The 13,006-nt window shown below is 64.9% G+C and carries 14 protein-coding genes; 4 read left to right on the forward strand and 10 right to left on the reverse strand.

Going from position 1 to position 13,006, the window contains the following annotated elements:
- Positions 1 to 6: 6 nt before the first annotated feature.
- Genes cobF through Q390_RS0110810 form a run of 4 tightly spaced genes read right to left on the reverse strand, consistent with a single transcriptional unit; the run spans position 7 to position 3,144 of the window.
- The gene (gene cobF / locus Q390_RS0110795; protein WP_027996069.1) at positions 7 to 771 is read right to left on the reverse strand and encodes a precorrin-6A synthase (deacetylating); all 765 of its coding nucleotides are present in this window, start codon (positions 769 to 771) and stop codon (positions 7 to 9) included.
- On the reverse strand, positions 768 to 1,568 hold the full coding sequence (cobM, locus tag Q390_RS0110800) for a precorrin-4 C(11)-methyltransferase (RefSeq protein ID WP_027996070.1): 801 nt from the start codon (positions 1,566 to 1,568) through the stop codon (positions 768 to 770). The genes cobF and cobM overlap by 4 nt, the downstream gene beginning before the upstream one ends.
- Positions 1,565 to 1,966 (reverse strand): cobalamin biosynthesis protein, encoded by a 402-nt coding sequence (locus Q390_RS0110805; protein WP_051603187.1) that lies wholly within the window; start codon positions 1,964 to 1,966, stop codon positions 1,565 to 1,567. The genes cobM and Q390_RS0110805 overlap by 4 nt, the downstream gene beginning before the upstream one ends.
- The gene (locus tag Q390_RS0110810) at positions 1,963 to 3,144 is read right to left on the reverse strand and encodes a bifunctional cobalt-precorrin-7 (C(5))-methyltransferase/cobalt-precorrin-6B (C(15))-methyltransferase (RefSeq protein ID WP_027996072.1); all 1,182 of its coding nucleotides are present in this window, start codon (positions 3,142 to 3,144) and stop codon (positions 1,963 to 1,965) included. The genes Q390_RS0110805 and Q390_RS0110810 overlap by 4 nt, the downstream gene beginning before the upstream one ends.
- On the opposite strand from Q390_RS0110810, the gene Q390_RS0110815 reads away from it, so the two are divergent.
- Positions 3,119 to 3,928: a cobalt-precorrin-6A reductase gene (locus Q390_RS0110815; RefSeq protein ID WP_084153878.1), complete on the forward strand. Its 810-nt coding sequence runs from the start codon at positions 3,119 to 3,121 to the stop codon at positions 3,926 to 3,928. The genes Q390_RS0110810 and Q390_RS0110815 overlap by 26 nt on opposite strands.
- Here the strand turns inward: Q390_RS0110815 and cobJ are convergent.
- The 6 genes from cobJ to Q390_RS0110845 all read right to left on the reverse strand — a co-directional run bounded on the left by cobJ (position 3,889) and on the right by Q390_RS0110845 (position 9,425).
- On the reverse strand, positions 3,889 to 4,638 hold the full coding sequence (gene cobJ / locus Q390_RS0110820) for a precorrin-3B C(17)-methyltransferase (protein ID WP_027996074.1): 750 nt from the start codon (positions 4,636 to 4,638) through the stop codon (positions 3,889 to 3,891). The two genes, Q390_RS0110815 and cobJ, sit on opposite strands and share 40 nt — an antisense overlap.
- Positions 4,635 to 5,366, reverse strand: coding sequence for a precorrin-2 C(20)-methyltransferase (cobI, locus tag Q390_RS0110825; protein WP_027996075.1), 732 nt, complete (start codon positions 5,364 to 5,366; stop codon positions 4,635 to 4,637). Before cobI ends, cobJ begins: the two co-directional genes overlap by 4 nt.
- Positions 5,366 to 5,998: a precorrin-8X methylmutase gene (locus tag Q390_RS0110830; protein ID WP_027996076.1), complete on the reverse strand. Its 633-nt coding sequence runs from the start codon at positions 5,996 to 5,998 to the stop codon at positions 5,366 to 5,368. Before Q390_RS0110830 ends, cobI begins: the two co-directional genes overlap by 1 nt.
- The gene (gene cobG / locus Q390_RS18230; RefSeq protein WP_084153874.1) at positions 5,982 to 7,193 is read right to left on the reverse strand and encodes a precorrin-3B synthase; all 1,212 of its coding nucleotides are present in this window, start codon (positions 7,191 to 7,193) and stop codon (positions 5,982 to 5,984) included. Before cobG ends, Q390_RS0110830 begins: the two co-directional genes overlap by 17 nt.
- A gap of 99 nt (positions 7,194 to 7,292) precedes the next feature.
- Complete coding sequence (locus Q390_RS0110840; RefSeq protein WP_027996077.1) at positions 7,293 to 8,111, reverse strand: alpha/beta fold hydrolase; 819 nt, start codon at positions 8,109 to 8,111, stop codon at positions 7,293 to 7,295.
- A 3-nt stretch (positions 8,112 to 8,114) separates the two neighbouring features.
- Positions 8,115 to 9,425, reverse strand: coding sequence for an O-acetylhomoserine aminocarboxypropyltransferase (locus Q390_RS0110845; protein ID WP_027996078.1), 1,311 nt, complete (start codon positions 9,423 to 9,425; stop codon positions 8,115 to 8,117).
- 103 nt (positions 9,426 to 9,528) lie between these two features.
- On the opposite strand from Q390_RS0110845, the gene Q390_RS0110850 reads away from it, so the two are divergent.
- From Q390_RS0110850 to Q390_RS0110860, 3 genes are all read left to right on the forward strand, one after another.
- The gene (locus Q390_RS0110850; protein ID WP_027996079.1) at positions 9,529 to 9,996 is read left to right on the forward strand and encodes a CBS domain-containing protein; all 468 of its coding nucleotides are present in this window, start codon (positions 9,529 to 9,531) and stop codon (positions 9,994 to 9,996) included.
- A gap of 117 nt (positions 9,997 to 10,113) precedes the next feature.
- Positions 10,114 to 11,211 carry a chorismate synthase gene (aroC, locus tag Q390_RS0110855; protein ID WP_027996080.1) on the forward strand — a complete coding sequence of 366 codons (1,098 nt, stop codon included), beginning with the start codon at positions 10,114 to 10,116 and terminating at the stop codon, positions 11,209 to 11,211.
- Positions 11,208 to 12,983, forward strand: a complete 1,776-nt coding sequence (locus tag Q390_RS0110860; RefSeq protein WP_027996081.1) for a bifunctional metallophosphatase/5'-nucleotidase — start codon at positions 11,208 to 11,210, stop codon at positions 12,981 to 12,983. Before aroC ends, Q390_RS0110860 begins: the two co-directional genes overlap by 4 nt.
- The last annotated feature ends 23 nt before the right edge of the window (positions 12,984 to 13,006 follow it).

Raw genomic sequence — 13,006 nt, forward strand, 5'->3', positions numbered from 1 at the left:
GTGGTGTCAGGTCGCCCTGCGCAGCAAATACGTATCCATGATCCAGCCATGCGCCGCGCGCGCGGTCTGGCGTTGTTGCACGATGTGCGGCGCTACGTCAGCCAGTGGGCCGCTGAGCAGCAGTTGCTCTGGCATGCCCAGATACGCGCCCCACCAAATGCGGACGCCCGCCGGCTTGATATGGCGAAAAGAACATTCGCCGTCCAGCATCACCGCGACGGTGTCGGCGCTGGCCGGCCAGCCGTGCTCGCGCAACCGGCGTCCGGTGGTGATGGTGACCGGGGCGTTGATGTCGTTGAGCGGGATGGCGTGGGCGCCAGTGAGAGCTTGCAGTGCGGTGATGCCGGGTACCACGGAGACTTGCAGCGCCAGCCGCAGCTTCAGGCGCTGGGCAATGCGCAGCGTGCTGTCGTACAGCGACGGGTCGCCCCAGACCAGCAAGGCCAGCTTTCCTTCATGGGGCACATGCGCGCGAATTTTGGCGTGCCAGATCTCGGCAATGGCGTCGTGCCAGCGGTTGACAGCAGCGGCGTAGTGGGCTGGGTTGGCATCGGCGCTGTCGCGCACTGGCATGTCAAAGTGGACGATACGGGTGGTGGGATTGCTGACCACGGCCGCACAAAGGGCTTCGCGCAGCTCGGCCAAGTCGGCTTTGTTGTCGCCTTTGCGCGGAATCAGGATGACGTCGGCGGCGTTCAAGGCGGCCACGCCTTGGTGGGTCAGGTGGTCAGGGTTGCCGGTGCCGATGCCGACCAAGCTCAGCTCGATCACGGTGCCACGCTTTCGGAGGTTGGAAAACGCGGATGGGTGCCGACCGGCCGGTAGCGGCGGTCGTAGTCACCGGCGTACAGGCGGCTGGTGTCGAAGTCTTCCGCGCCCAGCGTGTGGCCGACCAGAATCAGTGCGGTGCGCTCCATGCCCTCGCCGATGGCGGCTTCGATGGTGGACAAGGTGGCGCGCACGATGCGCTCGTCCGGCCAACTGGCGCGCCAGACCACGGCGACCGGGCAGTCGGGGCCGTAAAGCGGGTGCGGGCTTAACTCTTGAACGACGCGCGCCAGCACATGCACCGACAGGTGGATCGCCAGCACCGCCCCGGTGGCGGCAAAGTGCGCCAGCGATTCGCTGTCAGGCATGGCCGAGGCGCGCCCCGAGGTGCGCGTCAGCACCACCGATTGCGCTATCCCCGGCAGCGTCAGCTCTGCGCCCAGCGCGGCAGCGGCTGCGGCAAATGACGGCACGCCAGGGGTGACGGTGTAAGGAATGCCCGCTGCGCGCAGGCGTCGCAGCTGTTCGCCCATCGCCGACCAGACCGACAAATCGCCCGAATGCAGGCGCGCAATGTCGTGCCCTTGGGCGTGGGCAGTGGCGATGGCGTGGATGATTTCGTCCAGCGACAGCGGTGCGGTGTTGAGCAACTGCACGCCCGGCGGACAGTGCGCCAGCACGCCTTCGGGCACCAGCGAACCGGCGTACAGGCACACCGGGCAGGCAGCGATGAGGTCGCGCCCGCGCAGCGTCAAGAGGTCAGGGGCACCGGGGCCAGCGCCGATAAAGTGAACGGTCATGGGTAGCAAGGGTGAAAGTGGAGGATGGCTATCGCGGCCGTGGCCATTTTGTCGGTGGACACGGCGCGCGCTGCCAGCAACTGCGCGCCTTGTCCTGCTGCGGCCAGCGCGGAGGATTCGGCCACGCTGCGCGCGCCGTAGCGTTCGGGGATGCGGTTGTTGGGCGGTGCGGTGGCTGCGCTGGATGCGGTCAATTGCGCCAACGGCACGGCGATGAGGGGCAAGGCTAATTCGCGCGCCAGTGCAATCAGCGCTGGGTGATTGGCTTTGTCGGCGGCTGTCGCCAGTGCGGTGAGCGCAAAGATGTTTTCGTTGCTGGCAATGTGTAAGGCCTTGCGCAGCGACTCCAGCGTGGCAGCAGTGCGAAGACCAAAGCCGGCGACGGCACGAGCAGTCACAGCACCGCGCTCCACTGCACCACCGGCCGGGCGGGCACCCAGCCGCGCATCCGACCCAAGGGCGCAGCGTGGGCTAGTTCAATGCGCAGCAACTCGCCGCCGTGACTGGCGTGCAGAGACATCAGCAGCGCTTCGGTTTCCAGCGTGACGGCGTTGACTACCAGCCGGCAGTCGCTTGGGGCAACGGTTTTCAGCACCTCAAACAGCGCCGCATTAAAGCCGCCGCCGACAAAAATCGCAGCCGGCGGCGCCAGTCCGTCCAGCGCGTTGGGCGCCAAGCCTTCGATGACACGCAGCGACTTGCCCAGTCCAAAGCTATCCCCATTGCGGCGGATATGGGCGACGCGCTCAGCGTGCTGCTCGATGGCGCTGGCGTGTCCGCCTGCCAGACACCACTCCACGCTGACCGAGCCAGAACCCGCGCCAATGTCCCACAGGTGCAGGCCGGGGCGCGGCGCGAGTGCGGCCAAGGTCAAGGCGCGTACCGGCGATTTGGTGATTTGTCCATCGTGGGCAAAGCCCGAGTCTGGCAGGCCGGTGCTGCGCGGCAGACCGGCGGCGCCCGCCACTTGCAAGGCGACAGCGACAGGGGGGGTCACGTCGGCAAAATCAAAACCAGCGGCCGTGGTCTGGCGCAGGCGCTCGCTTGGCCCGCACAAGGCTTCCAACACCCACAAGTCCGAAGCGCCAAAGCCGTGTTCCGCCAGCCAGCGGGCAAACTCGCCCACCGCTGCACCGTCGCGCAGCAGGCAAATCAACCGCTGGCCGGGGTGCAGCGCACGGCGGGTGTGGGCAAACGGCGTGGCGTGCAGGCCCCAGCAGGCGGTGTCCTCTAAGCGCCAGCCCAAGCGCGCGGCGGCCAAGCTAAAGGTAGAGGGCGCGGGAAATACCTGCCACTCTGCCGGTGACAAGTGCGCCGACAAACTGCCGCCCACGCCAAACCAAAACGGGTCGCCCGAGGCCAACACCGCGACCCGTTGCCCGCGCAGTGCCAGCACCGGCGCGACGTCAAATGGCACCGGCCAGGCGCGGCCACGCGTGCCCACCTCTGCCAGCGCCAAGTGGCGCGGGCCACCAAAAACCATCTCGGCCGCGTTGAGCGCCAAGCGGCTAGCATCGCCCAGCCCCGCCAACCCCTCTTCACCCAGACCAATGATGGACAACCAAGGTTCAGACATAGCTCGCACCGCTCCCCGTGTTTTGCTGCTGGGCGGTACCACCGAGGCCAGCCAATTGGCCCGCGCTCTGGCAGAGGCCGAGGTGGACGCTGTTTTTTCTTACGCCGGTCGTACCGCAGCACCGGTGGCCCAGCCGTTGCCCACCCGCGTCGGCGGTTTTGGCGGTGTGGCCGGTTTGCGCGACTGGCTGCAAGTGCAGCGCATCACCCAGGTGGTGGACGCCACCCACCCGTTTGCCGCGCAAATGAGCAGCAACGCGGTACACGCCTGCGCCGCAGCCGGCGTGCCGCTGCTGGCCTTTGAGCGCCCGGCTTGGCAGCCGCAAGCGGGCGACCGCTGGCAGTGCGTCGCTGATATAGACGGTGCCGTTGCCGCCCTGGCGCCCACGCCAGCGCGGGTATTTTTGGCGATTGGCCGACAAAACCTGCTGTCGTTTGCACCGTCCGCCCAGTGCGCGTCGCACCATTATTTGCTGCGCTTGGTCGATGCGGTGGCCGATCTGCCGCTGCCCAGTGCACAGGTGGTCATCGCCCGTGGCCCGTTCACGGTGGAAGGCGACCGCGCGCTGTTGCAGCAGCACGGCATTACCCATTTGGTGGCCAAAAATGCCGGCGGCAGTGGCGCCGCTGCCAAGCTGGAGGCGGCGCGGTTGCTGGGTTTGCCGGTGATTTTGATTGATCGCCCGGCAGTGCCGGCGCGCCGCATGGCGGCCACGGTAGAACAGGTGATGGCTTGGCTGGGCCATCATGGCGGCGCGGCGGGCAACGCCGAACGCGGCGTGTAAACAAAGCGCCCCACCCGGCGGGTAGCGGCGTTGCCAACAATCACCACCGTGCGCATATCGGCCATTTCTGGCGTGGCATCGCGCAGCGCCACGGTGTGGATGGCTTCTTCGGGCGTAGAGACGGCGCGGGCAAAAATAACCAGGCGTTCCGGCCCGCACTGCTGCCGCAACACTTCCAAAATACGGCCGAAAGTTTCGGATCGGCTGGCCGAGCGCGGGTTGTAAAACGCCATGGCAAAGTCCGCACCCGCCGCCGCGCGCACGCGCGCTTCAATCAACGCGGCGGGTTTCAGGTTGTCGCTCAGGTTGATGGCGCAAAAATCATGGCCCAGTGGCGCGCCGGCCTTGGCCGCTGCGGCCAGCATGGCGGTGATGCCGGGCAGCACGCGAATGTCGAGCGCTTGCCAAGCTGGTTGGCGTTCCAAGGCTTCAAACACCGCCGCAGCCATAGCAAATACGCCGGGGTCGCCCGATGACACCACCACCACTTTGTGGCCTTCAGCCGCCATGGTCAGGGCAGCACGAGCGCGGTCCAGCTCGACCCGGTTGTCAGACGGGTGCAACGTCAGCCCGTCACGTGGCGCAATGCGGGCCACGTAGGGGATGTAGCCGACCACATCGGTGGCGGCTGCCAGCGCCGCGCTCACTTCGGGGGTGATCAAGTGCTCGTCCCCCGGCCCCAGACCGGCGATGCACAGCCAGCCGGTCATTCCATCACCTCGGGGCGGCGACCTTGGCCGTGGACCAACACGATCGCGAAGTACGGGCAGTCGCCGCCCTCCACCTCGGCCAGCGGTACCACCCGCTGCGTCGGCATGGTGCCGCGCTCGACCAGCCAAGCGGCCTCCAAGCGGCCCGCTGCCGCCAGCGCGCGGCGCACTTTCGATAGGTTGCGGCCGGTTTTCATAATCACCAGCGCGTCGGCCGATTGCATGTGGCGCACCAAATCCACTTCGGGCAGGGTGGCCATCAGCACCGTCAGGACATCGTCACCCCAGGTGATGGGGGTGCTGGTACTCCACCAGCAGCCCACCATGCCCGGAATGCCGGGAATCACTTCTAGCGCCGCGCGCCCTTGCAGGCGGGTGTAGAGGTGCATGAACGAGCCATAGAAAAACGGGTCGCCCTCGCACAGCACCAGCACGTCTTCTTGCTGTGCCAACTGGGCCAGCTGCTGTGCCCAGTCGTCGTAAAAACCGGCCAGACAGGCGATGTATTCGGGGCTGTCAAACGGCAGCTCGGTGGTGACCGGGTACTCCATCGCGTACTCGGTCACGCCGGGCTGCAACATGCCTTCGACAATGCGGCGCGCTTGTCCGGGCCGGCCTTTTTTGCGGAAATAGGCGACGTGGCGGGCGCTGCGGATGGCGCGGTCCGAGCGCACGCTCATCAAATCCGGGTCGCCCGGGCCAAGGCCGGCACATAGCACGCGGCCCATTAAATTTCTCTCCGGCAGGCTAGCGCATTGACGGCTGCTACCGTGATGGCAGAGCCGCCCAACCGGCCGCGTACCGCCATCGACGGCACCGGTGGTGCGGCCATCAGCGCGGCTTTGGATTCGGCCGCGCCGACAAAACCCACCGGGCAGCCAATGATGGCCGCCGGGCGCGGGCAGGCCGGGTCTTGCAACATGTTCAACAGGTGAAACAAGGCGGTGGGCGCATTGCCAATCGCCACCACGGCACCAGCCAGATGCGGGCGCCACAGCTCCAGCGCTGCCGCGCTGCGGGTGGTGGACAGGGCTTGCGCCATCTCGCGCACTGCGGGGTCGTTCAAGGTGCACATCACCGCGTTGTTGGCGGGTAAGCGGCTGCGGGTGATGCCTTCGCTGACCATGCGCACGTCGCACAGGATGGGCGCGCCGGCCTCTAGCGCCGCGCGCGCCGCTTCGGCCATGCCAGGGCTGAACTGGATATAGGCCTCCAGCCCGACCATGCCAACGGCGTGGATCATGCGCACGGCGGCCAGCTCTTCTATTGGGGTAAAGCGCGCCAAGTCGGCCTCGGCGCGGATGATGGCAAAGGACTGGCGGTAAATCGCCGTGCCATCGGATTCAAATGGGTGTCGCATGCAAAAGTCGTTGTAGTTCTGTGGCTACCGTGTCGGCGGATAAAGCGCAGCGGTCTGCTGTGGAGGCGGCTGTGCCGTGGCGGATGAGGTCGATGCCATCGTTGGTGCCGACCAAGGTCAGCGCCGCTTTGGGGTGCGCGCAGCCTTTGGTGCAGCCGGAGATGTGCAGCAAGCGGTCGGCGGGAAGGTAGGGTGCCAGTGCACGCGCAACCGTGCGCGTGTCAATGGTGGCGTGCTGGCACTGCGGCGCACCACTGCAGGCAACAACCTGGAGCAGGGGGTCATCGGCGCGGGTGATGAGGCCGGGGGCCTCTGGAACGTGGTGGGCCGCTTCAATCAGCACCATGCGCCAAGGGGTGATGCGCAGCGCATTGATGTCCGCACACTCCGCCAGCGCGGACAAAGTCTGCGCCGACATCTGGCCAAAGGCGATCCCCACCAGCCAGCCGTGGGCGTTTGGCCCGACCTGCCACTGCGGGACGGCCACCAGCGGTGGCAACGGTGTTTGAAAAGCATCCGGCAGTGATTGACTTCCTACCAAAGCCGCCATGCGTCCGCTGCGTGGACTGGCTGCGTACCAGCGGGCCAGCGCCATCGCCGCAGGGACAGCTTCGTCAGCGGTGACGCGCGCACCCGTCGCAAAGCCGTCGGCGCGCACGAACAGTCCGCTGGCGGTGCGTTCGATGCGGATATCGGCGGAGGTGTCTTGCAGCACCGGCTGCGCGCCCGTGTCCACCGCAAAGCCGAATTTTTTCGGTAAGTTGGGCGCGTCGGGCTGCGCCAAGGCGTTGGCCTGGGCAGCGGCGATGTCCAGCGTGCCGTCGCCCGCACGCCAAAAGGGCGTGACGACGATATTGCGCCGTGCTTCTACTTCCGCGTTTGCGTCAATTAGCCCGAAAGCGCGCAGACCGTCGATGAGTTCTGCATGGCTGGCTTCCCGCACGCCGCGCAGCTGCACATTCGCCCGGCTGGTGATGTCGATCAGCCCGTTGCCATGGCGCTCGGCCAATTGGGCGATGCCTGCGGCTTGGGCAGCGCTCAGGCGGCCAGTGGGCGGGCGAATCCGCACCACCCAACCGTCGCCGGACAGCATCGGGCGCAAAGCACCGGGGCACCAGCCCTTGACTGAGGGTTTGCCCACGGGGGATGCTGTGGTGACGAAGTTGGCTGCGGGAGGGGTTGGAGCGGTGCGCATGCCTGGGCTGCTGAAAATACGGTGCGGGAAGAAACCCGCAAGTATCACACCTCGCGCGCTTGATTTTCTGGAGTTGCGCCAGTGCGCAACATGGTGTGGTTACGGCCGCAAAAAATCCCGAATCGCCATCAGCGTTTCATCTGGCGCTTCGCTCATCTGGTTGTGGCCGACCGGCAGGTGGGCGACTTGCACGCTTTTGCCGGCAGCGCGGGCGCTGGCGATCAGCGCTTGGGCGGCCTTGGGCGGGGTCATTTGGTCTTGCGTGCCCAAAGCGAACAGCACCGGGCAGGTGATTTGCGCTATCGCCGTGAGGCCGTTGGCGTAGCTGTCGCAAGCGACAAAGCCCCGGTGCAGCACATTCACCGCTGGATTGCTGCGCAACACGCGCCGCCCCAGTGCCAGCCCGGCGCCATAGACCCACATCCCCGCGCCCGACGGCGGCGATAGCGTGCTGCGCGAGAACACTTGCACCATCTTGATCGCTTTCTCGGGCGCGTTCAGTGCAGCATCCAGCATGGCGGGCGCTACCGGCATCGGAAACGCCGTGCCGACCAGCGCCAAGTGGCTGATGCGCGTTTGCAGGCGCGCGGCGGCTTCTAGGGCAATCAGCGAGCCCCAGCTGTGGCCGATCAGCGCGGCTTGTTTTTCCCCCGTGATACCGGCAGCGTCCAGCAGCGCAGCGATGAAATCAGCCGCCGCTTCGACGCTGGCCGGCGCTTCGCCCGCGCTGCGGCAGTGGCCGGGCAAGTCAATCGCCAGCACGTTCCAGCCGTGGTAGGCCAGATAGCGGCTTTGCAGCGCCCAGACGCTGTGGTCACACAGCACGCCGTGGATCAGCACCACCGTCGGTTGTGCGGGATTGAAGGCTTTGCCGCCGGTGTAGCAATAGGTGGCATGGCCGTTGACGGTCAGGTACATGGCTCAGTCTCCTGCTTTTTCTGCGGCTTTGAGGGCGCGCTTCAAGTCGTCAATCAGGTCGTCCGCGTCTTCCAGACCAATCGACAGGCGAATCGTCCCTTGGCCGATGCCGCCAGCGGCGAGCGCTTCGTCGCTCATGCGAAAGTGCGTGGTGCTGGCCGGGTGAATCACCAAGCTGCGGCAGTCGCCGACGTTGGCCAAGTGGCTAAACACCTTCAGCGTCTCAATGAACTTTTTGCCCTGCTCGCGGCTACCGTTGAGGTCAAAGCTGAACACCGAACCCGCGCCGCGCGGCAATAAGCGCTGTGCCAGTGCGTAGCTGGAATGCGATTCCAACATCGGGTGGCCGACGCGGGCGACAAACGGCTGGCTGGCCAAAAATTCGACCACCTTTTGCGTGTTGCGCATATGGCGTTCCATGCGCAGCGGCAGGGTTTCAATGCCTTGCAGGATTAGCCAGGCGGTGTGCGGGCTCATGCAGGCGCCAAAGTCGCGCAGACCTTCGCGGCGGGCGCGCAGCAAGAAAGCGCCGACGCTGGACTCTTCGCTGAACACCATGTTATGAAAGCCGTCATAGGCCTCGGTCAGCTCGCTGAACTTGCCCTGTGCACGTGGGCCGTCCCAGTCAAAGCTGCCGCCGTCCACCACCACGCCGCCAATCACCGTGCCGTGGCCGGAGAGAAATTTGGTGGCTGAGTGGTAGACCAAGTCGGCGCCATGCTCGAATGGTTTCATCAGCCACGGCGAGGTCAGCGTCGAATCGACCAGCAGCGGCACGCCGGCCTCGTGGGCCATCGCGGCGACGGTGGGGATGTCGAGCACTTCCAGTCCCGGGTTGCCCACGGTTTCGCCAAAGAAGAGTTTGGTGTTGGGTTGGATCGCGGCTTTCCAGCCATCGATGTCACCGGGCCGGACAAAGGTGGTTTCCATGCCAAAGCGGCGCAGCGTGTAGTGCAGCAGGTTGTGCGAGCCGCCATACAGCGCGGTGCTGGCAACGATGTGGCTACCGGCGCCCATCAGCGTGGCAATCGCCAGGTGCAGCGCCGCCTGGCCGCTGGACACGGCAATCGCGCCGACGCCGCCTTCGAGGGCCGCGACGCGTTGCTCCAGCACGGCGTTGGTCGGGTTGCTGATGCGACTGTAGACGTGGCCGGGACGCTCCAGGTTGAACAGTGACGCCGCGTGGTCGCTGGACTCGAAGACGAAAGAAGTGGTGAGGTGGATCGGCACGGCGCGGGCGCCAGTGGCCGGGTCGGGGCTGGCACCGGCGTGCAGCGCCAGGGTGTCAAAGCCGGGGTCGGAGTAGCCGGGCATCTGTCTGTCTCCCATGTTGTCAATGCAGCCGGGCATTGTGGGCTATATTTGTTGACCATCAGATTGACCTGTGCCTAGCGCACACCGCCTCCGGAGCTCCACCATGAAAGTCAGCGACATCCTTCGCGTCAAGGGAAATACCCTCTACACCGTCACTCCCAGCGAGACGCTGACCTCGGCCATCGAGATCATGGCGGAAAAAGACATTGGCTCTTTGGTGGTCATGGAGCATGGCGATCTGGTTGGCATGCTGTCCTTTCGCGAGGTCATCCAGGCGATGGCGCGCCAAGGCGCTGCCGGTACCAAAATCGTGCGTTCGGTGATGGACGATGCGCCTGTCACCTGCACGCTGGAAACCGATATGGACGAAGTGCGCCGCATGATGCTGGGCTGCCACGCGCGCTACATGCCGGTGATGGACAAAAGAATGTTGATGGGCGTGATCAGCTTCTACGACGTGGCCAAAACTGTGGTCGATAGCCAGAATTTCGAGAACAAGCTGCTCAAGGCTTATATCCGTGATTGGCCCGCAGAGGGTGAAAAAACACCGGATGAAGTCGAAAAATCTTGATAAAAATGGCTTGAAATGCTTTCGCATCAAGCGGTTGTAGCTATTTTTTTAGGAGCAGCATAGATGCGCTGAGCGCCTTCCTGGCGCCAGCATCCTGCTCGGGGATAATCTTGCCCCATGAGCGGCAATACCTTTGGAACCCTTTTCGCAGTCACCAACTTTGGTGAATCCCACGGCCCGGCCATTGGCTGCGTGATTGACGGCTGTCCGCCGGGCATGGAGTTGACGGAAGCCGACATCCAGGCCGACCTTGACCGCCGCCGCCCCGGCACCAGCCGCCACGTCACCCAGCGCAACGAGGCAGACGCGGTCGAGATTTTGTCGGGCGTTTACCAAGGCCTGACCACCGGCACGCCGATTGCGTTACTGATTCGCAACCAGGACCAGCGCAGCAAAGACTATGGCGATATTGCCGAGAGCTTTCGCCCCGGCCACGCGGACTACGCCTACTTTCACAAATACGGCATCCGCGACCCGCGCGGTGGCGGTCGTTCTTCGGCACGCCTGACGGCGCCGACGGTGGCGGCGGGCGCAGTCGCCAAAAAATGGCTGGCGCAGCAATATGGCACGCAATTTCGCGCCTGCATGACGCAGTTGGGCGAGGTGGAAATTCCCTTCGAGAGCTGGGAGCACGTACCCCACAACCCATTTTTTGCCCCAGTGGCCGATGTGGCGCATTTGGAGCGTTACATGGACGCACTGCGCAAAGCTGGCGATTCCTGCGGTGCCCGCATCCGCGTGCAGGCTACGGGCGTGCCGGTGGGGTTGGGCGAGCCGATTTACGACAAGCTGGATGCCGACATCGCCTACGCTCTGATGGGTCTGAACGCCGTCAAGGGTGTGGAGATTGGTGCCGGCTTTGCCAGCGTGGCGCAGCGCGGCACGGTGCATGGCGATTCGCTGACGCCGGGCGGTTTCCGCACCAACCACGCCGGCGGTGTGCTGGGCGGCATCAGCTCGGGGCAGGACATTGAGGCCTCGATTGCCATCAAACCGACCAGCTCCATCCTGAGTCCGCGCGAATCCATTGACATCCACGGCCAGCCGGCGCAAGTCGTGACCAAGGGCCGCCACGACCCGTGTGTCGGCATCCGCGCCGCACCGATCGCCGAAGCGCTGCTGGCGCTGGTGCTGATGGAGCACGCCCTGCGCCAGCGCGCTCAGTGCGCTGATGTCGGCCAAGTGCTGGCACCGATTGCAGCGATGCTGCCATGAGCGCTCTGGGGCTCCGCGCCGGTTGGGCAGGAGCCGCAGTAGCTTTGATGCTGGCGTTGCCAGGCTGCGGCGGCACCAGCACGCCGCCCGTCATCGACATTGCCCTGATTGGTTTTAACGACTTCCACGGCACCCTAGAGCCGCCCAAACAGTCCATCCGCGTGCCCGATGCCAGCGGCACTGGCACCGTCGCTTTGCCGGCCGGCGGCGTGGCGTATATGGCCAGCGCGATTGCCGCGCTCAAAGCGCGCACGCCGCACCATGCAGTGGTGTCGGCCGGGGATTTGGTCAGTGCTTCGCCGATGGTGTCGTCGCTGTTTCTGGACGAGCCGACGGTGGAGGTCATGAACTACATCGGCATCGATTTCAACGCCGTTGGCAACCACGAGTTTGACCGCGGCTGGCGTGAACTGCTGCGCCTGCAGCACGGCGGCTGCGAGCAGTTCACCGCGCGTGCACCGTGCCAAGTCAGTCAGCCGTTTACTGGCGCGCGCTTTGGCTTTTTGGCGGCCAACGTGCAGCGCGAAGATGGAAAAAACCTGTTGCCGGCCACTGGGATCAAGCACTTCACCCAGGGCGGCACCAGCGTCACCGTCGGCTTTATTGGCATGACGTTAAAAGGCACGCCCCGCATGGTGGTTCCAGCCGGCGTGGCTGGCTTGCGTTTTACCGACGAGGCCGACACCGCTAATGCCCAAGCGGCCAAGTTGCGTGCCGAGGGTGCCGACATCATCGTACTGGCTTTGCACGAGGGCGGCAGTACCACAGCGGGCGTGTTGGAAAGCAGCTGCGCCGGCCTGAGCGGCGACATCGTGCCAATTTTGGAGCGCCTCGGCCCGGCGATTGATGTGGTGATTTCGGGCCATACGCACCAAGCCTATGTTTGTGACTACGCCACGGTAAATCCACAGCGGCCATTTTTGCTGACCAGTGCCGGCCAGTACGGCACGCTGCTGACCGACATTGCACTGCGCTTTGACACCGGCACGCGCCGTTTGGTCGAAAAGACAGCGCGCAACGTGGTGGTGCAAAACGCTGGCTATTCCAGCGGTGCCACTGCGGTGCTGCCGAATGCGCTGTATCCCTCGTTTGCGGCGGATACCCAAGTGCAGGCCTTGCTGGCACCGTACCAAGCCGCCGTTGCCCCTTTGGCGAACAAGCCCGCCGGCCAAATGAACGGCACCGCCACGCGCCGTGAAGCCGCCTCGGGTGAAAGCTCGTTGGGCAATTTGATTGCTGATGCCCAGTTGTGGGCCACGCGCTCGCCCGAGACGGGCGGGGCGCAGTTGTCGTTCATGCACGCCGGCGGTATCCGCGCTGATTTAACGCCGGACGAACAAGGCTTGCTGCGCTACGGTCAGTTGTTTGCAGTGCAGCCGTTTGGCAACAATGTGGTGGTCAAAACCTACACCGGTGCCCAAATTCGCCAGTTGCTGGAGTTGCAATTTGAGTTGCCCATCAACCCGGCAGAGCGCACGCGGGTGCTGTCGGTGTCTAGCGGTTTTAGCTATCGCTACGACCTGTCGCAGCCGGTCGGTGCGCGCGTCAGTGCTATCACCTTGCATGGTCAAGCTTTGCAGGAGGTACGTGATTACCGCGTCGCCCTCAGCAGTTTCTTGGCGACGGGGGGCAGTGGCTACCGCACGCTGGCCGCAGGGCGTGACATGCTCGGCGGCGATCAGGATATGGATGTGCTGGAAGATTACTTTCGCCGCACGAGCCCAGTGGCGGTGCCGGCGACGGAGCGCATTACTAAAGCTGTAACGCAGTAAGCCTTTAGATTGCTATTTAAATA

This window comes from Simplicispira psychrophila DSM 11588 (assembly GCF_000688255.1).
In the GTDB taxonomy this organism is placed as follows: Bacteria; Pseudomonadota; Gammaproteobacteria; order Burkholderiales; family Burkholderiaceae_C; genus Simplicispira; species Simplicispira psychrophila.